Origin of the sequence: Gluconobacter cerinus, from assembly GCF_025961355.1 — a bacterium.
GTDB lineage: Bacteria > Pseudomonadota > Alphaproteobacteria > Acetobacterales > Acetobacteraceae > Gluconobacter > Gluconobacter cerinus.
The window spans coordinates 38,134-61,555 of the sequence record NZ_JAOQNM010000001.1 but is presented as its reverse complement, the minus strand read 5'-3'; the positions used below and the strand labels follow the sequence as shown (position 1 = coordinate 61,555).

The following is a 23,422-nucleotide window of genomic DNA, read 5'->3' as shown; positions in this document are numbered from 1 at the left end:
CCTGTCGCTAAAGCGGGGGAGTAGCTGATTGTTGGTTGTCTATACGTATACACAGGAGTAACGGGTACTTCTGAGGTGAGATACGTTTGACGCCGCGATATTTCTTAGTGCGATCATCGCACAGTAACATTTTTAGTAATATTAAATCGTCCCTATTTCGAGTCTATTGACCTAAGGCTGTTGTCAGATCTACTGCATTGATGAGCCGTTCAGTTAGCGTTCCTGTAAAGTCGTTCTGAAATTCTACGTTTGAAATTTCTGACGTGAATAGATCTTTCTGAGCAATCTCTCCGCGGTAATATAGTTTTTCAAGAATTTGAATCTTTTCTTCTTTTTCTTCGAAGAGAGAATTCTGGCTTTGGTGCCGTTCTTGGAGAAGTGTGCGGTTTGCCAGAAGATTTTCGACCTCGACCCATGCGTTTAAAACAGTACTCTGGTAATAAAGTCCTGCGCTGCGCTGCTCGGAGTGACGAAGTTCCAGCTGTCGAGAGAGGCGCCCGCCATTGAAGATAGGAAGAGAGAGGGTTGGGCCAAAGGATGTATTCCGTGCATTCCATCCGAGTTCTGCAATTGTCAGGGCATCCAGGCTGAATTGGCCCGTGAGCGTGAGCTGCGGGTAGAAGTCGGCCTTTGCCATACCGATCACTGCTGTTGCTGCGTGAAGGCGTGCTTCTGCCGCACGGATATCAGGGCGCTTACGCACTATTTCCGAAGGAACACCGGCAGAAATTTCCGGAATTTTGATGTCATGCAATGAGGTCTTTGCGTTAAGCTCTGGCATTGCGGCATCAGGTCTGCCTGCAACAAGGGTGCTCAACGCTCGATAAAGCGAGGCTTTTTGCGCAGCCAGTTTGTCGCGTTCAGCCTGGGCGGTGCGGTAAAAGGTGTTTTGCTCATCAAGGTCGATAGTTGCGAGAAGCCCATGTGCACGCACTGTCTGAGCAATCGAGAGTAATTTTTGTGCGATGTCGAGTGTTTCTTCTGATCGTTCGAGGCGCTCGTTCGTGTCGAGCCATTGGAAATAGGTTCGAGCAATTTCAGCCTGATTGGAAAGGCGCATTGCATCTGCGTCGGCTTCTACGGCTAAAAGCTCAGATGCAGCGGCTTCCTGCAAGCGCCGTTGGTGGCCCCACAGATCGAGTTCCCACGAAGCTACGGCACCAATGTTGTAGTTGTTGTAAGACACACCTTCAGGCTCATTGCCCGTAGTGCTGGAAGAGAGACCAAGAAGTGGTTGAAGAACCTGTCCTACCCCCGCTGTGGCAAGCCGTTCACGGCTATAAGCTGCCTGCCCATTCAGTGTAGGAAGACTTTCCGCCGATGCGGCGCCACGCTGTATTCGGGCGGCTCTGATCCGCTCACGCGACATGGCGAGGTCTGGATTGCCGCTTTCGGAACGACGTATCAGAGTATTTAAGCAGGGACTGTTAAAAACAGTCCACCATTGAGCTCCCGCGTGCTGATCGCTCGGGGGAGGAGCCGCGTTTTGCCAGTGATCAGCCAGAACCGGCTTTGGGCTGACGAAATTTGGCCCCATGGTACATCCGTCCAAGCCAATGATAGCAGCACACAGGACGATAAACGCCTTTTTTGATCCAAAATATGGTTTAGGCATGACGTGAACCGTTAGATGCTGACGGTGAGCGATCAAACAGAAGCGCATAAAACGCAGGTAGGGCGACAAGCGTCAGCAGAGTGCCGCCGATAAGGCCGCTAATCATGACAATGGCCATAGGTCCCCAGAACACGTTGAAGCTTAAAGGGATAAAGGCCAGAACAGCTGCTATGGCTGTCAGGCAGACTGGTCGGGCACGCAGTAGCGTCGCTTTGATGATTGCATCATGGAGCGAAGTCTCGTTGATATGGTTGGCCTGGATCTGATCAACGAGAAGGATTGTGTTCCGCATGATCATGCCTGCTAGAGCAATCAGCCCAAGCAAAGCGACAAATCCGAAGGGCGCACCAGATATCAGGAGGCCAGCCACCATGCCGATGATGCCAAGCGGAGCTGAAAAGATGACCAGTAGAGAACGGCTGAAACTCTGTAACTGAAGCATCAGGAACAAGAGCATCAAGCCGCCTGTGACCGGTAACAGCGCGAAGATCGCATCATTTGCTGTTGATGAGAGTTCTGCATCTCCACCGATTTCAATGCGATAACCTGCCGGAAGCCTTTGCTGGAGCGCATCCATTGCGGGAGCCGCAAGCTGCAGGACGCGAGAAGGCTGTACATCTCCAGCCACACCGGACTGAACGGTCATGCAGAGTTCACCATTTCTCTGCCATATGATCGGAAAGGCGCTTGTCATCTGTATTGTTCCAAGCTGACCAAGGGGAAGAATTCCAACCCCTGTCTCGATCGGCATGGAGTGCCACTGCCCTGGGTCAGAACGCATGCTTTGCGCTGCGCGTACAATCACGGGGATGGCATGGTGATCTTTAGAAATGTCTCCTGCGTTTTCACCAGAAATACTTGCTTGGAGCTGCGCAGCAAGATTGGCACGGTCTATTTGGAAGCGTGCCAGTTTGTCAGGATCCGCTTCCAGCGTCAGGGTCGGAGCTTTGTTGCCCCAGTCGGATTGTACTGAGACTGCTACGCCAGTCGCAGCTACGATTGCGTTTACTTCATGGGCAATTGTAAGCAGCTTGTCTGCGGCAGGGCCGATGATGCGGTACTGTACAGGGAAATCGGCTGTAGGGCCTAAGGACAGGCGCTGCACATGGAGGTGTACGGTGATGGGAACCGGAATTGTCGTAATCTGACGAGCGAGCTCTTCCCGGGCTTTCAGATCTTTCGCGACCAAAAGTAGGGTCGCATGTGCGGCACTGGGGGTAGCGGGAGCGTATGGCAGATAAAAGCGGGGCGCACCGTCTCCGATATGCGCTTCCATGTGACGCAGTGAGGAGAGACCGGCGAGATGACGCTCCAGAAAGCCGATGGCCTGATCTGTTTCTTTGATGGATGTACCGGGGGGCATTGCGACGTCCACAATGAGTTCCGGACGGTCAGATTGTGGGAAAAACTGCTGATCAACGAAGAAAAAACCACCACATGCCAGGGCAAGAAGACCAATCGTTCCTGCAGCCACAGCTTTTTTATAGTTCAGAACGCATAAGAGGATTTGCTGGAGCTTTGTCGTTCCCGCAGAAATCTGCGGAATATCGTTTGCTGTATGTTTTGGTTCTGGCAGAAGGTGAACACCTAGAAACGGAATAAAGACAACCGCGACGATCCAGCTGAACAGGAGCGCCGCACCGCTCACCCAGAAAATTTCACCGGCATATTCGCCTGTCGTGGATGTGGCCAGGCCGACAGGCAGAAAGCTGACAACAGTCAGAAGTGTACCTGTCAGCATGGGGAAGGCCGTGTGTGTCCAGGCAAAAGAGGCTGCTTCTTCCCGGCTGCTCCCCTGTTCCAGTTGCACCACCATGGCCTCAATGCTGATGATGGCGTCATCGACCAGGAGGCCGAGAGAGAGAATGAGGGCGCCAAGCGAGATGCGATCCAGCCCGATATGCTTCATACCCATGTAAAGGTTGACGCCGGCAAGTGTCAGGGGAACGGAGCAGGCGACAATAATTCCGGATCTCCATCCCAGACTTACGAAAGCCACCAGAAGAACAACGATGAGCGCAACCGCAAATTTTATTAGAAACGTGTTTACAGCCTCTCCAATCACAAGGCTTTGGTCTTCCACCTGCGTCAATTTCATGCCTGCAGGGAGATCGAATGCACTCGTGATTTTACGGAGTGAGGTACCAAGGGTAAGGCCGTCTCCGCCTGAAGACATCGCGACTGCAATGATGACTGCTGGCTTTCCTCCGTACCGGATTACGGAGGGGGCAGGGCTTGCATAATCGCGGGTAACCTGTGCGACGTCCTTGACCCGTAACGAGCCAGCCTGGCCAGCTATGGGCGTATCTTCGACAGATTTCAGGCTTTCCAGGTTCCCGGAAATACTCAGTGGAACGGTCGTTGTAAAGTCTACTGACCCGGCGGCCCCTAAAACTGATCGTTGCCGGAGCGACCGTGCGATATCCTCAAGAACCAGTCCTCGGGCAGCAATTTTTTGCAGATCAAGGTCAACATTGATCTGCTGGGGGACTTCGCCACTGATCTGAACTTTTCCAACGCCGTGGACGCGTTGAAATGCTCTCTTCAATGTTTCTGCCGTTCTAATAAGTGCCGCATTCTCTGCGCCGGTCAGGGCAAAAACATACCCGTAGACATCTGCGTAGTCATCATTAGCCGCTAGTGTGACATTCTCTGGAAGGTCGGGTGTGAGGTCCGTCAGTCTGTTGCGAATTTGTTGCCAAATTGCTGGAACCTTTTCTTTGTGCTCATCGTCTCTCAGATAAACTTGCGTGACACAGGCTGATGATACGCAATAGGTGCTCAGAATATCGATGGCTTCAATGTTTCGCAGGCTCTGTTCCAGCGGTTCTGCAACGTGTCGCTGCATTTTTTCAGCGCTCGCGCCTGGCCACTGTGCCGAAACAATCATGTTTTTAAGGGTGAACGCTGGGTCTTCCGCGCGCCCTAGGTTCAGAAAGCCGTAGCCACCAGCCAGGAAAAGGCCGACCATCATGAAAATGATCAAAGCTGGATGGCCAACAGCCCACCGGGAGACGTTGAAACGGTCCATCATTAGCGTTCACTTGTAATGCTGGAGATATGAACGCGTTCTCCTGCTTGGAGTGAGTCTACGCCGCTGGTGACAATCCGTGTTTGTGGCTTTGGGCCGTCAACAAGGGCATCTGCCCCTCTTAGTCCAACGATGATGACAGATGTCTGAACAAGCTGCGGGGCTTTGTCTTCTGTGAGGCTCCAAAGATGCGCATGGTCCTGATCATCCGAGATAAGTGCTGTGAGAGGAACGCGAACTGCGTGTGGCTGAACGGGAGGAGCCAACGCAACAGTGACGAGACTGCCTAAGGGCACGGGAAGAGAATGATCCGGCCGGATGTAGACGTCCTGCATTTGGGAGGTCTCATCGACAGGGCCAAGTTCTCTGACGCTTGCATGCACAAATTGAGCGTGTTGATCTGATTGATCGGTAACTTCAGCCGCATCACCAACCTTAAAGTGAGACCGGGCAGGCACCTTGACGTGAATATCGGGCTCTCAGGCTGCTAGGCGTAAGACTTCTGTTCCTGCATCTTCAAGACGTCCGGCTACGCCTGAAACGCTAATGACCCACCCATCTTCCGGTGCGCGTATATCTGCTTCGGCCAGCTGGATTTGAGCTTGATGCAACGCGGCGATGGAGGCTCTGTATTTTCCTTGAGCAGCCTCAGCTAAAGCGGCACGTTCTTCCAAAGTTCCGCTTGAAATTCCCCCCGCAACATCTAATCCCTGGCTTCTTCTGAGCGTGGACACAGCTTGCTTGGCGTCTGCACGCGACGCGTCGACTTCGCCTTGGGCCTGCGCTACCGCTTCCAGTAAGAGCCTATTTTCCAAACCAACCAGTACCTCTCCCTGGTGCACATACTGGCCGTTAACAACTTTTATCGTCGCTATCCGGCCCGCTTGGCTCGGGCCCAATGGGATCGTGCGCCTTGTTTGGTACGTGCCAATGAAGGACTGAGCTTCCAAATCGGCACTCTGTACTCGCATCGTCTGCACGGAAGGAGACGTTGATGGGGGCGCTGATGTATTTGCCGGTTTGCACCCTGCAAGCCAGAGAGCTGGTATTGTTGCTATCACCCGAGCGATGCGAGGAAAACGACAACGAGCAAGCAGCGTATTTTCCAAGAGAGAAAGGTGGGTCATCCTGCTACCCGCGCACGTGCTATTACTGAAATTCCCAGTAAAATAAGAACAATGCCAATAATTTGGGATGAATCCAGTCCTTCACGGAAGTAGATCCAGCCAGCGAGATTTGCCATGACAATAGCAAGCCCGGCTGATCCTGCGTAAACTGTTCCCATAGGGACAAGTCGAAGAGAGAGTGAGAGAAATGTAAATGACGAAACGTATCCTACAACCATAATGGCCGTAGGAATTATCTTGGTGAAGTCATCCGTTTCTTTTTGAGCTGTGGTCGCAGCGACTTCAGAAAGGACCGTGATGAAAATATAGAGATACCCAAGCATTTCAGGAATTTTTCTCTGATTTTCCTGTAAGTTCGATCATGAATTTCTCCAGATCGTCGCGGCTCTTCTGGCTTAGGAGATCGGTTTCAAGAATATCCCACAGAGACAAGCCATCCATCGCTAAGCACGCTAGAAGCTGGGGTGTAGTGATGTTCTCGAAAAGTCCAATGGATTTGATGGTTTGCCAATAATGGTGTGTCCATTCCTGACTGATTTGTGGATCAATCAGCATGGCAGCCAGAAGATGACGAATAATGCCTGGTGGTGCGGATGTAGGGGCTTGTCCGATGCCAATGTAGGCACGTGCAGCACGGCCGACTTTGACGGGGTCATTTTGCATCGTTGCAAGAATGTGCTGTCGAAAGGCCTCCATCTCCCGGATGAAAAGACCATCGAGGAGAGCCTTCTTATTGCTGAAATGATGCAGAAGACCTCCTTTGCTCACGCCCGCTTCCTTCGCCACCAACTCAAGTGTGAAGGCCTGAATCCCACGTGTTGTCAGGATCTGCGCGGCAGCATTCAGAAGGTCGCTTTTCACGGCTTCCGGACGGTTGGTGCGTTTGGAAAGGTTTGCCATAGATTTTCAAATACCGTCCGGACGGTATGTTTTCAAGGCGTTCAGCAAAAATTTTGTAGCGACGAGATTTATTGGTTGAGAGGGGGTCGTCTTTTATTGCTCAGAATGCGGGTGAAAGCCCTGTTATCAGAGCTCATTTCGGAGTTCATAATCGGGATAAGGCATTTCGAATTAAAAAATAAGCTTATATACCCCGTTGATCATGATCACTTCAGACCTGTTTCTGCAAAGAGCTAAAGCAGGCCTGATTACACGGCAGGATAGAGCTTTAATGCCTATATGCTCTAAGCTTTCTCGGAAGCCTGTCTATATTATCCGTGCCTGGGACTTCGAGAGACAGCCGCCAAAACGGCAGGTAACGTCTTCTGGAAAAATTTGAGTTCGTCTGGCGTTGCCGTTCCCACGCGGATCCATGTTTCATAACCCGGAGCATCGAACGTCCGGATATCTACGCCCCGTTGTGCAAGCGCTTCTTTTACTGCCGAGGCGGATCTTTCGGTGTCGATATAAACAAACGTTCCTTGGCTTTCGAGGTACGAAAGTTTGTTCTCGTCACAAATCTTGTAAAGCATGTTTCGGCAGGTTTTGAGGTATTCAATCGCACCGGCTAAGTAGTGTTCATCACCAAGGCACGCCATTGCCGCGGCGTATCCAGGCTGATTGCGAGATGTTGTTGTGAGACCGTAGAGCTTACGGACGCGCGCTGGTTGCGCCAGAACATATCCAATTCTGAGGCCGGCCATTCCGTAGACTTTTGAAAATGTCCGCGTCACGATGATATCCAGATCAGATTGAACGAGTGACGCCATTGTCTGCTGCATCGCGGCGGGAAGCAGTTCAAAGTAAGCTTCATCAATGATGACTGGAATGTTTTTTGCAACTTCGCGGCAGAAAGCTGTCAACTGATCGTGTGGGATCATCTGACCTGTCGGGTTATTGGGGTTGCATAAATAGACTAGGGCCGTTTCTGCGTTGATGGCATTTTTCATGGCCGCCAAATCGACCTGATGGTTTTTTAGTGGAACAAAACGAGTCTCAACGCCGCGACGCGCAGCGTATGACAAATGAGTGGAATATCCGGGTTGAGGGGCAATGATATGACCTTTCAGGCCGATATCGGTGCAAAGAAGAGAGAGAGCATCCAGTGAGCCGTTGGAAAGCGCGACTTTCTCACGCGGTAGATTTTCCCGCTTTCCAATAATGTCTCGCAGAGCATGTTCGTCTTCCACGTAGTAAGCGGCTTGCGAAATGCTCTGTGCAATGGCGCGTTTTGCGGCAGGAGAGGGGCCAAAGGGATTTTCTGTAACATTAAGCCGCGCATGTTTCAGCTCTGCGGCATGTGCAACCGATCGCGCTCCGATCGTGGCGATAGCAGGAAGGACGAGGCTGGCAGTCTGCAGTAGAGTGCGGCGATTGCAATGTGACAAAGTTGGAGCTCCCGGTATTTCTCTAGCTAAATGCAAGCATCAGGATTAATTTAGAAATATAAATCGATAATTAATCAAGAAATATTATATAATATAACCTGCGGTTTCATATTTATTTCATCCTTTTCGCAGCAGGTTGGCTGTAGGAGAGCCTGGTTCACTGACCGCTGGTTCCTGCCTGGAAAACGTCTTCATGAAAATCAGAAAATCCCTCTTTGTAACTTCGTGCCTGTTTTCGTCGCTTTTGGGTGCAAGCGCCTACTCAGAAGATGCTGTGGGCTCCTCGAAAGCTAAGTCTGCGCCCGTAAAGCAGCATTCCGCAAAAACGAAGCCAGGTCATTCTGCTGAGGCTGGCAGCAATGAGACGCTGATTGTCACGGGAACACACGCCACAAATCGTAAAGCCAGGCAGAGCACAACGCCAATTTCCGTTATCTCGGCCGAGGTGTTGCGTCGTTCCGGAGAAATGAACCTCGCTCAAGCCATTACACGCACATATTCTTCCATTAACGTCAGCAACATGGGAAATGATGCGGGAGCTCTGACATCAGCCTTTCGGATGCGAGGGCTGAATCCCAACCAGGTTCTTGTTCTGGTAGATGGCAAGAGACGTCATACGACGGCGAATATCTATGCAGATGCGGGTCCTGCCTTCGGGGCGACGCCGGTAGACCTCAACATGATTCCGGCGGCCGCGATCGACCATATCGAGGTTCTGGAGGATGGTGCGGCGGCGCTCTATGGATCTGATGCCATCGCAGGTGTGGTGAACATCATTACCAAGAAGACAAATCACGGCCTGAACACCAGTTTTCAGACCGGCGCCAATGCTTACAACGGCGATGGGTGGCAGTATCAGGCCAGTGTCGACGGTGGCTTGTCTTTGGGGCGTGATGGATACCTGCACATCAGCGGTCAGTTGTATCATACGGATCATATGGTGCCGTATACTGAAGATCATCGCCTGTTGAATTACAAGCCCGCAGGTGCGGGAACCTCAATGTATACCGGCTCAGTCTCGGTGCCCAAAGATTCAAATAAGGTTACAAGCACGCCAGAGGAAACCCGACAGAACCTGAGTATAGATTTCGGGAAGAAGCTGACGGAGGGTATCGAAGGTTATGGTTTGATCACATATGCACATCGGCATGCTGAATCTTATCAGAACTATCGCGTTCCCAGTACACTCCCATCTGTCTACCCTTATGGTTTTTCTCCGCTCGAAACGATTGAAGAAAATGATTACGCGGCAACTCTCGGTCTGAAAGGGAATAATTTTCTCGGCTTTTCATGGGATCTCAGCACCACATACGGCGCAGACGAGAACGATATAGGCGATAAAAACAGTATTAACGCCGGCATGTTGAGCAGCAATTGCCTCGTGCGTTCCGCAAACCTTGGGAGCACAAGTCCCTATCTTTCGACTGATGGCTGTGGATGGTCTCCCACGACAACGCGCGCTGAAACGTACCGTATGGCGCAATGGACGAACAATCTCGATTTCAAGAGAAACTTCAACATTGCTTCCCGAGTTCCGGTCACTGTCGCTTTTGGCGCAGAACATCGCCTTGAGACCTACAAAATCGAAGAGGGGACGCCACCCTCTTACGAAGCTGGCGGAATGGCAGGATATGTAGGCCTTCAACCGCAGAATGCGGGAAACTGGAGCCGCGATATCTGGGCGGGATATCTGGATGGTGACTTTCATCCGACAAAAAACTGGGACCTGGATTTCGCAGGTCGTTTTGAGCATTATACGGACGTCGGAAATACCGAAAACGGAAAAATTTCGACGCGTTATGATATCACGCCGCGCATTGCCGTTCGGGCGACTATCAGTAACGGGTTTCGCGCGCCAACGCTGGCTGAACAGCATTTTAGTGCCATTAATGTTGGTGCAACCAGTGTGTCAGGTCTTCTACCCGTCAGTTCTGAATCTGCCCGTACTCTTGGTGCCGCCGCTCTTAAACCTGAAAGGTCCACAAATGCCAGTGGAGGCTTTGTTCTGCAGCCTCTGAAAGACTTTCATGTCGAAGTTGATGCGTACCAGATCAATGTTCGAGATCGTATCATTGCGGGCGGTTCGACCAATGGGCAGACGGCTATTAATGCCGTTCAACAGTTAGGTTTTGTGCTGCCGTCTGGCCTCGACCCCAATGCTGTCAGTACGTACTATTTTGCGAACGGGGCCAGTACGCGAACGCAGGGTCTTGACGTAAAAGCTGATTATCTTCTGCATCTGCATAACTACGGAAATCTGGCGCTCTCTGCTTCTCTTGATCTAAACCGGACGCGCCTGAGCCATGTAGGAACTACAACCGTCAATGGCGTGACGACACCTCTTTTGACGGCTGCCAGTGCCAGCTACATCACGACGTCTTATCCCCGCAGCAAGCTTATCCTGAATGCTTACTGGACGGTTGATAACTGGGATATCAACCTGCGGCAGACCCGGTATGGTGAAACAACGGCGATGCTGGCGTATCAGGACTGGACCCCGAGCAGTGCCCAGTGTGTCAGCAACGGTGTTGCTAGTGCCTTACGGTATTCCAATAAGTGCTTTGCACAGTTCAAAAATACGCCACGGTGGCTTACCGATCTTGAAGTCGGATACCGTGTTAATTCGCACTGGCATCTCACTGTGGGAGCCAATAATATTTTCAATATTCGCCCTCGTCGGGTTAACGACCTAAACAATAATTATGGAGCGAGAATTTATGATGCTAACTCCGCTCAAGTTCCAATGACTGGCGGATATTACTTCGGCCGAATTGACGCTCACTTTTAAGGTTCATCAAAAATAGAGGACGGGAGGAATTAAACCTACCCTCCATTCTTATGTTTACGTCTAAATGGCATACTCTTCTCGTAAATTTCAGTATTTTTACTTGTGGTTACTTATTATCGTCAGGACCACGAAATCATGCCTGAAATTTCCATATCGATGCACCTTAGTAAGGATAAGATCAGCTTACGCTGGGGCGGAAAAAAACATACATTCCGTTATCGTTTCAAAGTCCGTTAAGTTTTCTTCCAGAGTGATCAGCGAAATGCGGAGGATCACTGGAGAAATGCTCTGAACTCTCTGATGTCTGAATTGGGCGACGGGCAGGGGGCAGATGGACGGGAAGAACATCAGCGATGAAGAAACTCTCAATTCCTCTTGGTGTGATGTTGCTCACATGTGCGGCGAGTCAGTTGGTCGCTATGCATGCTTATGCAGCCGATATGAAGCTGCATGGTGCAGATGCTCAGTCTCCTAGGAAAGCGAGCGCTCATATTACCTCCAAGAAGAAAAATGTCTCTCGCCCTAGAGAAGACGAGACGCTGATTGTTACAGGAACGCGTGACCCTCACCAGACTGTCCGAAAAAGCGCCAGCCCTATTCAGGTTGTGACGTCTGCAGAAATTTCCAGAACCGGTCAGTCCGACCTTCGCGACGCCCTCACACAGCTGACACCGTCTCTGACACGTGCTCCGCTGCTGATCGGGAATGCCAACATGGTGGATGTGCTTCGCCTGCGTGGCTTATCGCCAAACCATACCCTTATTCTTGTTGACGGGAAGCGCCGGCATTCCACTTCGGTCCTTTCGAACAATTCCGGGCCGCAGCAAGGATCAAACGGCGTCGATATCGATATGATCCCGATTTCGGCAATCGACCATGTGGAAATCCTTCAGGATGGTGCTGCGGCACTTTATGGTTCGGACGCTGTCGCAGGTGTCATCAATATCATTCTCAAGCATCGCAAGTCTGGCATCACGATGCAGTCCACGAATGGTGGTCGTTATGCAGGGGATGGCTTTCAATCAGGTGAGTCGATCAATGCCGGTTTTGACCTGATGGGGCATGGGTTTTTCGATCTGAGTGCAGAATACAAATACCAAGACCATACGATCCGGAATTCGCCGGACAGTCGTACCGGAAAATACGATTTTAAAGATGAGGGAGACCCGCGGCAGCATCGGGGAACTCTGTCCTACAATATGCAGTATGACTTTCTTCCTGATCTGTCTCTGTATTCCTTTTCAACGTATGGGCATCGCTACGGCGAGAGTTACCAGGACGCGCGCGTCGCCTCCACGGATTGGCCCATGTATACCAATGGCTTCAGCCCAAAGGAGAACGTTACCGAAGATGATTACAGCGTAACGTTGGGCCTAAAAGGAGAAAAATTCGGCTGGAACTGGGATCTCAGTACGACGTATGGCAGTGATCATACGTCCATGGATCTCTTTAACACCGTCAATCCGTCGCTTTATGCTGCGACAGGTGCGTCACCGTCTCGGTTCCATGAAATGGCGTTTACAAACACGCAATGGACAAACGATTTCGGAATTCATCGCAGTTTCCACACGCCTCTTTTTGCTGGTCCGATCAATCTCGCGATGGGCGCGCAGTATCGATATGACGAATTCGATATTAGGGCGGGTGATGCCAACTCATATTATGGCACGGGACCGCAGGGTCTGCACGGCCTGAGCCCCCAGAATGCGAGTGAGAGCAACCGTGATGTGACGGCAGGCTATGTCGAACTCTCTACAAGGCCGCTTAAAAACTGGCAGGTCGACTTTGCGGGCCGGTATGAATATTACACGGATGCTGGAGACACCAAGACGGGTAAAGTCTCTACCCGCTATGACTTCAACAAATATTTCGCTCTGAGGGGTACCATTTCCAACGGCTTCAGTGCGCCGTCGCTTTTGCAGGAGCATTGGTCCAACCTGTCTGTGGCACCGACTTATGCGACAGGCTATTTACCCGTTAACTCCGCGGGTGCACGTTTAATCGGGGCGAAGCCACTCCATCCTGAGCATACGATGAGCTACAGCGCCGGGTTTACGCTGGATCCTCTGCCGAGACTGCACATCACGGTTGATGCGTATCAGATTGCTATCAAAAATCGAATTCTGGCAGCCGGTGTCTATAACGGAGCCAATGCAATTGAAGCCCTGCGTCTGAATGGCTTCTCAGTCCCATCCACACTTGAATCCAATGCTGTGACAGCATCCTATTATGCGAATGCAGCCAATACTCGGACACGAGGGCTGGACGTCACAGCGCGTTATCAGACGCGGCTACAGCACTGGGGAAAGATTGACTGGGACGTAGCGCTCAATCTTAACGAAACCGACCTGACACATGTCGGCAAAGACGGGAACGGCAATAGCCTTCTCAACTCCCAGCAGGCGGCCTACATCACAAGCTACACCCCGAAGAACAAGCTGATTTTTGGTGGAACGTGGCAATACAAGAAGCTCGGTGTCTCTGTGCATGAAGTCCGCTACGGACATGCCACATCGTCGCTGACCTATTACGAAGGGCCACTGGCCTACTCGAACAGTGATTTCATGCGATATGTGAATAAGGCGCGGTTCGAGACCAATCTTGCCGTCTCCTATCAGGTCTTGCCGCAACTCGGGCTGACGCTTGGGGGAAATAATGTCGGCAATGCAAAGCAACGTCGCATCCCAAAGGAGTTCCGTTATCTTGGAGCATTCCAGTATGACTATCAGATCGAACAACTTGGCTATAACGGCGGATATTATTATCTACAGGCCAATCTGAACTTCTGAGAATAAATCCCACCCGGATGATGTTGCCATTGTGGAAAAATGCATGATGCGACATTGTCCTTGGGAAGCAATGTTCGTCTTGTGAAGCGACAAAAGCGCATGTCAGACAATGGGAGAGGCTCTCTGACAGATAACAGTGTCCGCCCATGTCCGCAGAGGCGTTTTTTGATTGTGGGTCTTGCATTGATCAATGGCCTGGTATGGCTACTGGCCTTCATTTTCTTTCATAAAAATTCGCTCCTGCTGGGTGCAGCGGGTCTCTCCTATGGACTGGGGCTACGGCACGCTCTCGATGCAGACCATATTGCCGTTATCGACAATGTGACGAGAGCGGCTTTGCGGGAGAAGAGAGAGGCACGCGCCGCAGGTCTTTTCTTCTCGCTAGGGCACTCCACGATTGTCTGTCTGGCGACCCTCATCGTTGTTCTGGCCGGCCAGCGTTATCATACGCAGATAGACGCATTCGCAGTACACGGCGGCCTGTTCGGAACATGGGTTTCGGCGCTGTTCCTCTGCATGGTGGCGCTCATGAACGCACTGACCTTCCGCGATCTTTGGCGCAGACAGAGCGGCAGGGTTAATAATGCTCCAAGAGGGCTGTCTCGTATGCTGGAGCCTGTACTGCGACAGGTGTCCGTCAGCTGGCATCTCTATCCAGTCGGGTTTCTGTTTGGGCTAGGCTTTGATACGGCTTCCGAAATCAGCTTGCTCGGCATTTCCATCGTCCAGGGTGAGCATGGACTGCCGGTGTGGGAAATCATGATGTTCCCACTGCTTTTTACAGCCGGGATGGCGTTGCTGGACACTGCGGACAGTATGCTGATGCACGGTCTTTACGAAAGATCCGAGCGTGGGACCGCCTGCAATCTCGCCTTAACCCTGGCATCCGTTATGCTGGCGTTTGTGATTGCGCTCATTGAAATAACTAACCTTTTTGCGGATAAGCTGCATGGCCTGAGCATGCTCACAGATTTCGCGGGCTTCGTGTCAGCGCATTTTGAAATGATTGGCGCGTTTGTTTTCGGTGCGTCTGTTATTGGATGGATCTGGCTGAAGCCAGAACGTGAGACAAGACTGGAAGACATGCGTGGGAATATCTGAAATGCAGATTGACACGTCTTTTTGTCGACCAGGAAAATGCGGGAAGTTCGCATGACTGCTGCTGTTCTTCAGCGTGCCAGAGGGTGGTTTAGCCTGACTGCGAAACTGCGAGACGGAGCAACAGTATGCGGTGATCTGGAGCAGGGAGGATGTTGCCGTCTCTTGTTTCCGCGCGTGGATAAGGGCGCTCTGGAGGCGGTCACGGTCAATATTTCCGGTGGTATCGCAGGCGGAGATCGGATCGAAGGACGCATTATCTGTGGGCCAGACACGGAACTACTGGTCACATCCCAAGCTGCAGAGCGCGTTTATCGAGCCCGCACAGCAGACAAGCCCTCAGAAATTCTCACCTCTTGCCATATAGCCACGCAGGCACGTCTGGACTGGATACCTCACGGAACGATCTTTTTTGATGGTAGCCAGTTGCGACGTCATATGACGGTTGAGATGGAGGCTTCCTCCACCTTTCTTTTTCTGGAAAGCCGTATGTTTGGGCGGATCGGCTCAGGAGAGGTCATGCAGGTGCTAAATCTTCGTGACCGGTTGACGGTGCGCCGGGATGGCCGTCTAGTTTTGGAAGATCTTCTGCGTCTGGAAGGTTCAGATGTGGCGACCCTCCTGGCACAAAAAGCGATAGCCAACGATCAGTTTGCGGTGGCCACACTGGTGCTGGTGTCACCCGCCGCAGAAGGGCTTCTTGTGCCTGTCAGGGAAAAGCTGGAGGCTGTCGGGCCGCATGAGTTTGCCGCATCAGCATGGAATGGCATGCTGATCATTCGCGGAGTAGCATCCAGCGGCTGGTTGCTGGAAAAGACAATCAGGCAGATCCTGCCGGTCCTGCGGGACAGGCGCCCCATGCCGGCCACATGGCGGTCATGACACAGAGTTCGGAACGGAGCAGGACATGAAACTTACCCCCCGGGAAAAGGACAAGCTGCTGGTGGCAATGGCGGCAAACGTCGCGCGCCGCCGGCTGGAACGCGGTGTCGTGCTCAATTATCCGGAAGCCGTGGCCCTCATCACCGACCACGTCGTCGAAGGCGCGCGGGACGGCCGGAGCGTTGCTGAACTCATGGCCAGTGGCGGCCGCGTTCTGACGCGTAAACAGGTCATGCAGGGCGTGGCCGAAATGATTCATGACGTGCAGGTGGAAGCGACCTTTCCCGATGGCACAAAGCTGGTGACCGTTCATGACCCGATACGCTGAATCCCTCACAGCCGGCGCCATCCCCGGCGAAATCCTGCCCGCCGAAGGCGAAATCGTGCTCAACGAAGGCCAGCCGCGTCAGACGCTTCTGGTGACCAATACAGGCGACCGTCCGGTGCAGGTCGGCAGCCATTATCATTTTGCCGAGGTCAATCCGGCTCTGAAATTCGACCGGGCGCAGGCCGCAGGCTGGCGTCTGGACGTCGCGTCGGGCGGGGCCATCCGTTTTGAACCGGGGCAGGACCGGGAAGTCACGCTTGTTCCTTTACGAGGACTGCGGCGCGTTGTCGGATTCCGTGGGGATGTCATGGGGAGTGTGGATCAGTGATGCGTCTTTCCAGGCACGACTATGCCGGACAATTCGGCCCCACGGTCGGGGACAGGCTGCGTCTCGCCGATACCGCGCTGCTCGTGGAAATCGAGCGCGACTACACGATTTATGGCGAGGAAGTCCGTTTCGGCGGGGGCAAAACCATCCGCGACGGTATGGGCCAGTCGCAGGTCACACGGGCCGAGGGCGCGGCAGATACGGTCATTACCAATGCGGTGATTATCGACCATTGGGGTATCGTCAAGGCCGACGTTTCGATCCGCGAGGGACGGATCGCGGCCATCGGCAAGGCAGGCAACCCCGACATCCAGCCGGGCGTGGACATCATCATCGGCCCGGGCACGGAAATCATCGCGGGCGAGGGCAAGATCCTGACCGCCGGCGGGATCGACAGCCACATCCATTTCATCTGCCCGCAGCAGATCGAGGAAGCACTGGCATCGGGCATTACGACCATGCTTGGCGGCGGCACCGGCCCTGCCACCGGCACGGCTGCCACGACCTGCACACCCGGCCCATGGCATCTGGCGCGGATGCTTCAGGCGGCGGAAGCCTTCCCGGTCAATCTGGCGTTCGCGGGCAAGGGCAACGCCTCCCGCCCGGACGGGCTGGAGGAAATGGTGCGCGCCGGGGCCTGCTGCCTCAAACTGCATGAAGACTGGGGCTCAACCCCTGCGGCCATCGACTGCTGCCTGAGCGTTGCGGACCGCATGGACGTGCAGGTCATGATCCATACCGATACGCTGAACGAAAGCGGCTTCGTCGAGGATACGATCGCCGCCTTTCAGGGCCGTACGATCCACGCCTTCCATACGGAAGGCGCGGGCGGAGGCCATGCGCCGGACATCATCCGCGTGGCAGGCCTGCCCAACGTCCTGCCGTCCTCGACCAACCCCACGCGCCCGTTCACTGTCAACACGCTGGACGAACATCTGGACATGCTGATGGTCTGCCATCATCTGGACCAGCGCGTGCCGGAAGACATCGCCTTCGCCGAAAGCCGCATCCGCCGCGAAACGATCGCCGCCGAAGACATCTTCCATGACATGGGCGTGCTCTCGATGATGTCGTCGGACAGTCAGGCCATGGGCCGTGTTGGCGAAGTCCCGCTGCGCACATGGCAGACGGCCCATAAAATGAAAATCCAGCGCGGCTCTCTGGCCGGGGATGGTGCGGCGGATAATGCCCGCGTGAAGCGCTATATCGCCAAATACACCATCAACCCCGCCATTTCGCATGGCCTGTCCCATGAAGTCGGATCAATCGAAGTCGGCAAGCTGGCGGATCTGGTGCTGTGGGAACCCGCTTTCTTCGGCGTCAAACCCGATCTGGTCATCAAGGGCGGGGCCATCGTGTATGCGATGATGGGCGATCCCAACGCCTCGATCCCCACGCCACAGCCCGTGCATGGCCGCATGATGTTCGGCGGTTATGGCGGCGCGCTGACCCATACCAGCCTGACCTTCGTGTCACAGGCCGCGCTCGAAGACGATATCGGCAAAAAGCTGGGTCTGCGCCGACCGCTCTCGGCTGTCTCGAACGTGCGCGGCGGGATCGGCAAGCGCAGCATGATCCATAACGACGCCATGCCCCATATCGAAGTCGATCCCGAAACCTATGAAGTGCGGGCCGATGGCGTGCTCCTGATCTGCGAACCCGCCGAGGTCCTGCCCATGGCCCAGAGGTATTTTCTGTTCTGATGACCCAAATCCTGGATATCCTTCCCGCCGGAAGCTGGCCCGAAACCGAGGCCAGCGGCACCTTCGCCGCCGATTATGAAGGGCGGCACCGTCGCCGGATGATGCTGACCCTGCAAAACGGTGAGAAAATCCGGCTGGAGCTGGAACATGCCCGTTTGCTTCAGGCCGGGGAGGGGCTGCGCCTGGAGGATGGCCGTATCATCCGCGTGGAAGCCCTGCCCGAAGAGCTGATGGAAGTCACGGCTCACAGCCCCCTGCAACTGCTTCAACTCGCATGGCATCTCGGCAACCGTCACCTGCCCGCTGCGATTTCCGAACATCGCATCCTCGTGCGCTACGATCATGTCATCGCCGACATGATCCACGGTCTGGGTGGCCATGTGAAACGGGTGGAAGCCCCGTTCGATCCGGAAAGCGGGGCCTACGCCCCCCGCGCGGGCGGCCATGAGTCGCACCACCACGGGGACGGGCACCATCACCACACGCATGACTGAAACCCTGCTCCCGCAGACAGGCGCCGCCTTCCTGCGCCTCCTGTCATGGGTGTCGCCAGCCTTTCCAACGGGCGGATACGCCTACAGCCACGGTCTGGAATGGGCGGTGGAAAGCGGAGACGTCACGGATGTCGCAACCCTCTGCGCCTGGGTCGGCTGCCTGCTGGAACACGGTGCGCCGGGCAGCGACCTGATTATCCTTCAAGAGGCTTGGGGCGCCGCGCACGACATGCCCCGCCTGCGCGAGCTGGCGGAATTTGCCTGCGCCTGCGCCTCATCGCGGGAGCGCCATGAGGAAACAGTCTATCAGGGCGAGGCTTTCCTCAAGGCCGCGTCCGTCTGGCCGGTTACGCCCGATCCGTCCGAACTGCGCGGCACGCGCTGGCCGCTTCCGGTTGCGCAGGGGCTGGTCTTCCGCCGCGGTGGCATCACGCGGGAGCAGGCGCTGCTGTCGGGTGGATACGCCACCATCGCCGCCCTCGTCTCTGCGGCGGTGCGTCTGGTCCCGCTCGGGCAGACGGACGGCCTGCACGCTCTGGCCCAGCTTGAATCGCGTCTCTCACGCGCCGTGAATGTTACGGAACATCGGACCTTGGACGATGTCGGGGGCGCGTGCTTCCGCTCCGACCTCGCGGCCATGCATCACGAAACCCAGACAACGAGGTTGTTCAGAACATGACGAAAGCAAAACACGGCCCGCTGCGGGTCGGCATCGGCGGACCAGTGGGGACAGGCAAGACAGCCCTGATGGATGCGCTGTGTCGTACCTTTCGTGATGACTACAACATCGCCGCCATCACGAACGATATCTACACGCGTGAAGACGCCAAATTCCTGACCCGCGCGGGCTCCCTCCCGCCGGAACGGATCAAGGGGATCGAAACGGGCGGCTGCCCCCATACGGCTATCCGTGAGGATGCCAGCATCAATCTGGCGGGCATCGCTGAACTGACGGAGCGCTTCGAAGGGCTGGATCTGGTCCTGGTGGAAAGCGGTGGCGACAATCTGGCTGCGACCTTTAGCCCGGAACTGGCTGACCTGACGATCTATGTGATCGACGTCTCGGCTGGGGACAAAATCCCTCGTAAGGGTGGGCCTGGTATTACTCGAAGCGACCTGTTGGTTATCAACAAGATCGATCTTGCGCCGTATGTCGGTGCCGATTTAGGCGTGATGGACCGCGACAGCAAAAAGATGCGTGGTGTGCGGCCCTTTGTATTCGCCAATATCCGCGCTGGCGAGGGCGTGCCCGAAATCGCCCGTTTCATCGTCGAGCAGGGCGGCCTCTAAGGCCTGATCTGGCTGCCTCGTGGTGGCAGCCAGAATACTGTTTCAAGGCGTATCCGTGCCCTTGGAGCGCTGAAGCATCCCGAATAGATCGCGCGGATCATCAGGATCGGCCACCATGTCGAGCTTTTCGTACAGACCGGTTGCTTCCAGCTTGTCGCGAACATAGCGCAGGGCGGAGAAGTCCTCGATTGCGAAACCTACGGAATCAAACAGTGTGATCTGGCTGTCACTGGCGCGGCCTTTGGCCTCACCGTTAATGACCTGCCACAGCTCCGTGACGGGATGGTCTTCCGGAAGCTGCTGGATTTCACCTTCAATGCGCGTCTGAGGCGGATATTCCGCAAAAATCGTGGAACGCAGCAGAATATCGCGCTGAAGTTCTGTCTTGCCCGGGCAGTCACCGCCAACGGCGTTAATATGAATGCCAGCACCGACCATATTGTCGGACAAAATTGTTGCGCATTGCTTGTCCGCTGTGACGGTCGTGATGATGTCGGCGCCTTCTACGGCCTCCTCACTGGTCTTGCAGATTGTAATGTCAAAGCCCTGTCCGCTCAGGTTACGGGCACATTTTTCCGAAGCTGCCCGGTCGAGATCATACAGACGTAGCGCTTGAATGCCGACAATTTCGCGAAAGGCCATGGCCTGGAATTCAGACTGTGCGCCGTTTCCGATGATGGCCATTGTCTTGGCGTTTGCCGGAGCCAGATATTTTGCTGCCATGGCGGATGTTGCGGCCGTGCGAAGTGCGGTCAGCAGCGTCATTTCAGACAGCAGCACCGGGTAGCCAGATGCGACATCCGCCAGCATGCCAAAGGCCGTTACGGTCTGAAGACCTTCCTTCATGTTCTTCGGATGGCCGTTGACATATTTGAAGCCGTATAGGCTGCTGTCGCTCGTGGGCATCAGTTCGATGACGCCTTCGGCGGAGTGAGCGGCTACACGCGGGGTTTTGTCGAATTCAGGCCAGCGCTTGAAGTCAGCCTCCAGATATTCTCCAAGTTCGCGCAGAAAGGTCTCAATCCCGATCGTATGGACGAGCGCCATCATGTTCTGGACCGACACGAACGGCACAAAGGCGAGATGTGAAGGGGCGGGAGCAGAAAAAGGCATCTCAATAGGTCCTTGTTTTACGTTCGAGAACACGGCGGCCGAAGAGGCTGGCGGCCAGATCGGTCATGAGCAGGGCGGTTTTTGCGCGGACATCCAGGAAGGGGTTGAGTTCCGCCAGATCCAGCGACGTCACAAGGCCACTGTCATGAAGAATTTCCATGATGAGGTGCGCTTCGCGGAATGTTGCCCCGCCGCACACCGTCGTGCCAACGGCAGGGGCAATGTCCGGATCAAGGAAATCGACATCAAGGCTCACATGCAGGCGCCCGTTGGCAGCCCGGACGCGGTCCAGAAAGCTGTTAAGCGGAGCGACAATTCCCTGCTCGTCGATCGCGCGCATGTCGAAAACCGTAATCCCGATTTCAGCGACATGGCGTTTTTCAGCCTGATCGACCGAACGGATGCCCATCATGCACATGTTGCGGGGATCAACGGGGGCGGCAGGAGCTGGGAACCCCTCGAAACCCGACTGACCTGTGAAGTAAGCGACAGGTGTGCCGTGCAGATTACCGCTGGTCGTCGTGTGGAGGGTGTGCAGATCTGTATGTGCGTCCAGCCATAGGACAAACTGCGGCTGATCCAGATCCTGTGAGTGGCGGGTAACACCGGAGACTGTTCCGGCTGACATGGAGTGATCGCCACCGAGGAAAATTGGAAAGTCGCAGGCTTTGGCCATTTCATAGGCCCGCTCGCCCACACTTTTGGTCCAGGCGATGATCGCATCCAGATTGCGCACAGCGGGGTTGGAATGGCTTACGTCTGGCATTTCTGTAGGCACGGCATCTCCCACATCCGTCACCGTCCATCCAAGGTCCTGCAGGATCTCTGGAAGACCAGCTATGCGGAAGGCTGTCGGGCCCATGATGCATCCTCTTTCGGATGTTCCACTTTGTGTGGGAACACCCAGGATCTGACACGTCTTCATCTCAACTCCTTTCCGACACACGGTCTACTAACCGCATGATGTGCTGTATTCTGTTACAGGGCATCAGCCCGGCCGGGAAAAATGGCTGATAAATCTGTCAAAGCTCTCATCCATTCCGCCTTTGAACAAGTCTTGCGGGTTTCCCTGGGCTCGGACGGTGCCTTTTTCCAGGAAAACGATCCGGCTTGAAACATCCCGTGCAAAGGCCATTTCGTGCGTCACAATGAGCATGGTTCGGCCCTCCGATGCCAGATCCCGCATGACTTTCAGGACTTCACCCACCAGTTCCGGGTCCAGCGCAGACGTCGGTTCGTCGAACAGCAGGACACGCGGGCGCATAACAATGGCGCGCGCAATCGCTACACGCTGCTGCTGGCCGCCAGAAAGCTGGGACGGGTAATACTCTGCCCTGTTCAGCATCCCGACGCGGGCCAATGCTTTTTCGGCTTCATCACGGACTTCGTGGCGGTTTCGCCCCTGAACGTGGACCGGGCCTTCCATAACATTCTGTAAAACCGTTCGGTGGCTCCACAGGCAAAAATTCTGGAAAACCATACCCACCTGCGATCGCAGGCGATTGATCTGCCGCGCGTCAGCAATGTGCTGCTCGCCTTGTTTGAGCCGGAAACGAATATCCTCACCCAGAATATTAAGAGCGCCGCCCGAGGGAACCTCCAGCAGGTTCAGACAACGAAGGAAAGTCGATTTCCCTGAACCAGACGCCCCCAGAATGGAAATGACCTCCCCTTCATGGGCTTCCAGATCAATTCCTTGAAGGACGTCCAAAACGCCATAGCGCTTCGTTAGTCCGAGGGCTTTGATAACGGATGCGCCGGGCAGCGGGGCTGTTTCTTGCGTGAACGGTTCCATAAAAACTCCGGAAAAGACGGCTTGTCTGGGTCAGACCCGGCGACTGGGGTTAAGATGGCGTTCAAGCATATGGACGCAGGTGGCGATCACAAAGGTCATCGCAAGGTAGATCAGGCCCGCAACAGTGAAGATTTCTTCCGAACGGTAGGTCTTTGAAACCAGTCTGTAGGCGAGACCGGTGACGTCCATCAGCGTGATCACGCTGGCCAGCGATGTAGCCTTGAGCAGCAGGATGGCTTCGTTCCCGTAATTGGTCAGTCCATATCGCAGAGCTTGCGGCCAGATAACTCTGCGGCGCAGAAGAAGCCCTGCCATCCCGATCGCACGTCCGGCTTCGATTTCACGTTCAGGAACGGCTGCAATAGCTCCACGGATAATTTCTGCCCCATAAGCTGATGTGTTTAGCGACAGGGCCAGAATGGCACACCAGTAAGCTTGCGCCAGAAAAGGCCATGCAAAGGAAGAGCGAAGAAAATTTATCTGTCCGAACCCGTAATAAATGACAAAGATCTGCACCAGTAGGGGCGTTCCTTGAAAGAGCATGACATAAAGGCGTGAAAACCAGCGCGCGGGAGCAAAGGAGCTTTCTCCTAATGTCGCTATGCAAGCGGCTAAAACAAATCCGGTGCAAAGTGCCGTTGCCGCCAGTTGCAACGTAAGCGGAACGCCCGTGAGAAGCGTTTTGAGTGTTTCGAAAAGGAAGGACCAATCCAT

The 23,422-nt window shown here is 54.4% G+C and carries 21 protein-coding genes; 10 read left to right on the top strand and 11 right to left on the bottom strand.

Annotation, left to right across the window (positions count from 1 at the left end; all coding sequences use genetic code 11):
• Positions 1-163 precede the first annotated feature (163 nt).
• The 7 genes from M2305_RS00240 to M2305_RS00210 form a co-directional block, all read right to left on the bottom strand.
• Positions 164-1,615, bottom strand: coding sequence for an efflux transporter outer membrane subunit (locus tag M2305_RS00240; RefSeq protein WP_264648190.1), 1,452 nt, complete (start codon positions 1,613-1,615; stop codon positions 164-166).
• Positions 1,608-4,649 carry an efflux RND transporter permease subunit gene (locus M2305_RS00235; RefSeq protein ID WP_264648189.1) on the bottom strand — a complete coding sequence of 1,014 codons (3,042 nt, stop codon included), beginning with the start codon at positions 4,647-4,649 and terminating at the stop codon, positions 1,608-1,610. The genes M2305_RS00240 and M2305_RS00235 overlap by 8 nt, the downstream gene beginning before the upstream one ends.
• Positions 4,649-4,981, bottom strand: coding sequence for an efflux RND transporter periplasmic adaptor subunit (locus M2305_RS00230; RefSeq protein WP_264648188.1), 333 nt, complete (start codon positions 4,979-4,981; stop codon positions 4,649-4,651). Before M2305_RS00230 ends, M2305_RS00235 begins: the two co-directional genes overlap by 1 nt.
• Before the next feature lie 144 nt (positions 4,982-5,125).
• A complete protein-coding gene (locus M2305_RS00225; RefSeq protein WP_456306132.1) occupies positions 5,126-5,461 on the bottom strand; it encodes a hypothetical protein in 336 nt (111 codons plus the stop codon).
• A 308-nt stretch (positions 5,462-5,769) separates the two neighbouring features.
• On the bottom strand, positions 5,770-6,096 hold the full coding sequence (locus M2305_RS00220) for a DMT family transporter (protein WP_211496137.1): 327 nt from the start codon (positions 6,094-6,096) through the stop codon (positions 5,770-5,772).
• Between the two features lies 1 nt (position 6,097).
• Positions 6,098-6,673, bottom strand: coding sequence for a TetR/AcrR family transcriptional regulator (locus M2305_RS00215; protein WP_215766337.1), 576 nt, complete (start codon positions 6,671-6,673; stop codon positions 6,098-6,100).
• A 311-nt stretch (positions 6,674-6,984) separates the two neighbouring features.
• Positions 6,985-8,100 (bottom strand): pyridoxal phosphate-dependent aminotransferase, encoded by a 1,116-nt coding sequence (locus tag M2305_RS00210; RefSeq protein WP_264648187.1) that lies wholly within the window; start codon positions 8,098-8,100, stop codon positions 6,985-6,987.
• A gap of 193 nt (positions 8,101-8,293) precedes the next feature.
• On the opposite strand from M2305_RS00210, the gene M2305_RS00205 reads away from it, so the two are divergent.
• The 10 genes from M2305_RS00205 (at position 8,294) to ureG (ending at position 19,800) form a co-directional block, all read left to right on the top strand.
• Positions 8,294-10,888 (top strand): TonB-dependent receptor plug domain-containing protein, encoded by a 2,595-nt coding sequence (locus M2305_RS00205; RefSeq protein WP_264648186.1) that lies wholly within the window; start codon positions 8,294-8,296, stop codon positions 10,886-10,888.
• A 353-nt stretch (positions 10,889-11,241) separates the two neighbouring features.
• The gene (locus tag M2305_RS00200) at positions 11,242-13,677 is read left to right on the top strand and encodes a TonB-dependent receptor plug domain-containing protein (protein WP_264648185.1); all 2,436 of its coding nucleotides are present in this window, start codon (positions 11,242-11,244) and stop codon (positions 13,675-13,677) included.
• A gap of 171 nt (positions 13,678-13,848) precedes the next feature.
• The gene (locus M2305_RS00195; RefSeq protein WP_264648184.1) at positions 13,849-14,778 is read left to right on the top strand and encodes a HoxN/HupN/NixA family nickel/cobalt transporter; all 930 of its coding nucleotides are present in this window, start codon (positions 13,849-13,851) and stop codon (positions 14,776-14,778) included.
• A 51-nt stretch (positions 14,779-14,829) separates the two neighbouring features.
• Positions 14,830-15,657 (top strand): urease accessory protein UreD, encoded by an 828-nt coding sequence (locus M2305_RS00190; protein WP_211500936.1) that lies wholly within the window; start codon positions 14,830-14,832, stop codon positions 15,655-15,657.
• 25 nt (positions 15,658-15,682) lie between these two features.
• Positions 15,683-15,985 carry an urease subunit gamma gene (locus M2305_RS00185; RefSeq protein WP_211510435.1) on the top strand — a complete coding sequence of 101 codons (303 nt, stop codon included), beginning with the start codon at positions 15,683-15,685 and terminating at the stop codon, positions 15,983-15,985.
• Positions 15,969-16,313, top strand: coding sequence for an urease subunit beta (locus tag M2305_RS00180; protein ID WP_211510436.1), 345 nt, complete (start codon positions 15,969-15,971; stop codon positions 16,311-16,313). Before M2305_RS00185 ends, M2305_RS00180 begins: the two co-directional genes overlap by 17 nt.
• The gene (gene ureC, locus M2305_RS00175; RefSeq protein ID WP_264648183.1) at positions 16,310-18,016 is read left to right on the top strand and encodes an urease subunit alpha; all 1,707 of its coding nucleotides are present in this window, start codon (positions 16,310-16,312) and stop codon (positions 18,014-18,016) included. Before M2305_RS00180 ends, ureC begins: the two co-directional genes overlap by 4 nt.
• Positions 18,016-18,510 (top strand): urease accessory protein UreE, encoded by a 495-nt coding sequence (locus M2305_RS00170; RefSeq protein WP_264648182.1) that lies wholly within the window; start codon positions 18,016-18,018, stop codon positions 18,508-18,510. The genes ureC and M2305_RS00170 overlap by 1 nt, the downstream gene beginning before the upstream one ends.
• Positions 18,503-19,189, top strand: a complete 687-nt coding sequence (locus tag M2305_RS00165) for an urease accessory protein UreF (protein WP_264649908.1) — start codon at positions 18,503-18,505, stop codon at positions 19,187-19,189. Before M2305_RS00170 ends, M2305_RS00165 begins: the two co-directional genes overlap by 8 nt.
• Positions 19,186-19,800, top strand: coding sequence for an urease accessory protein UreG (gene ureG, locus M2305_RS00160; protein WP_264648181.1), 615 nt, complete (start codon positions 19,186-19,188; stop codon positions 19,798-19,800). The genes M2305_RS00165 and ureG overlap by 4 nt, the downstream gene beginning before the upstream one ends.
• Before the next feature lie 42 nt (positions 19,801-19,842).
• Here the strand turns inward: ureG and M2305_RS00155 are convergent, their stop codons facing one another.
• The 4 genes from M2305_RS00155 to M2305_RS00140 all read right to left on the bottom strand — a co-directional run bounded on the left by M2305_RS00155 (position 19,843) and on the right by M2305_RS00140 (position 23,422).
• Positions 19,843-20,913 carry an ornithine cyclodeaminase gene (locus M2305_RS00155; RefSeq protein ID WP_099212784.1) on the bottom strand — a complete coding sequence of 357 codons (1,071 nt, stop codon included), beginning with the start codon at positions 20,911-20,913 and terminating at the stop codon, positions 19,843-19,845.
• A gap of 1 nt (position 20,914) precedes the next feature.
• Positions 20,915-21,838: an arginase gene (gene rocF, locus M2305_RS00150; RefSeq protein WP_264648180.1), complete on the bottom strand. Its 924-nt coding sequence runs from the start codon at positions 21,836-21,838 to the stop codon at positions 20,915-20,917.
• A 63-nt stretch (positions 21,839-21,901) separates the two neighbouring features.
• Entirely contained in the window at positions 21,902-22,708 is an 807-nt protein-coding gene (locus M2305_RS00145; RefSeq protein WP_264648179.1) for an ATP-binding cassette domain-containing protein, read from the bottom strand.
• Positions 22,709-22,738: 30 nt separating this feature from the next.
• Positions 22,739-23,422, bottom strand: coding sequence for an ABC transporter permease (locus M2305_RS00140; RefSeq protein WP_264648178.1), 684 nt, complete (start codon positions 23,420-23,422; stop codon positions 22,739-22,741).

What these genes read in the sequence shown, in the direction of transcription:
- M2305_RS00240 (WP_264648190.1), bottom strand. Translation starts at nt 1,615, where the DNA reads ATGCCTAAACCATATTTTGGATCAAAAAAGGCGTTTATCGTCCTGTGT.
- M2305_RS00235 (WP_264648189.1), bottom strand. Translation starts at nt 4,649, where the DNA reads ATGATGGACCGTTTCAACGTCTCCCGGTGGGCTGTTGGCCATCCAGCT.
- M2305_RS00230 (WP_264648188.1), bottom strand. Translation starts at nt 4,981, where the DNA reads ATGCAGGACGTCTACATCCGGCCGGATCATTCTCTTCCCGTGCCCTTA.
- M2305_RS00220 (WP_211496137.1), bottom strand. Translation starts at nt 6,096, where the DNA reads ATGCTTGGGTATCTCTATATTTTCATCACGGTCCTTTCTGAAGTCGCT.
- M2305_RS00215 (WP_215766337.1), bottom strand. Translation starts at nt 6,673, where the DNA reads ATGGCAAACCTTTCCAAACGCACCAACCGTCCGGAAGCCGTGAAAAGC.
- M2305_RS00205 (WP_264648186.1), top strand. Translation starts at nt 8,294, where the DNA reads ATGAAAATCAGAAAATCCCTCTTTGTAACTTCGTGCCTGTTTTCGTCG.
- M2305_RS00200 (WP_264648185.1), top strand. Translation starts at nt 11,242, where the DNA reads ATGAAGAAACTCTCAATTCCTCTTGGTGTGATGTTGCTCACATGTGCG.
- M2305_RS00190 (WP_211500936.1), top strand. Translation starts at nt 14,830, where the DNA reads ATGACTGCTGCTGTTCTTCAGCGTGCCAGAGGGTGGTTTAGCCTGACT.
- M2305_RS00185 (WP_211510435.1), top strand. Translation starts at nt 15,683, where the DNA reads ATGAAACTTACCCCCCGGGAAAAGGACAAGCTGCTGGTGGCAATGGCG.
- M2305_RS00180 (WP_211510436.1), top strand. Translation starts at nt 15,969, where the DNA reads ATGACCCGATACGCTGAATCCCTCACAGCCGGCGCCATCCCCGGCGAA.
- M2305_RS00170 (WP_264648182.1), top strand. Translation starts at nt 18,016, where the DNA reads ATGACCCAAATCCTGGATATCCTTCCCGCCGGAAGCTGGCCCGAAACC.
- M2305_RS00165 (WP_264649908.1), top strand. Translation starts at nt 18,503, where the DNA reads ATGACTGAAACCCTGCTCCCGCAGACAGGCGCCGCCTTCCTGCGCCTC.
- ureG (WP_264648181.1), top strand. Translation starts at nt 19,186, where the DNA reads ATGACGAAAGCAAAACACGGCCCGCTGCGGGTCGGCATCGGCGGACCA.
- M2305_RS00155 (WP_099212784.1), bottom strand. Translation starts at nt 20,913, where the DNA reads ATGCCTTTTTCTGCTCCCGCCCCTTCACATCTCGCCTTTGTGCCGTTC.
- rocF (WP_264648180.1), bottom strand. Translation starts at nt 21,838, where the DNA reads ATGAAGACGTGTCAGATCCTGGGTGTTCCCACACAAAGTGGAACATCC.
- M2305_RS00145 (WP_264648179.1), bottom strand. Translation starts at nt 22,708, where the DNA reads ATGGAACCGTTCACGCAAGAAACAGCCCCGCTGCCCGGCGCATCCGTT.
- M2305_RS00140 (WP_264648178.1), bottom strand. Translation starts at nt 23,422, where the DNA reads ATGGATTGGTCCTTCCTTTTCGAAACACTCAAAACGCTTCTCACGGGC.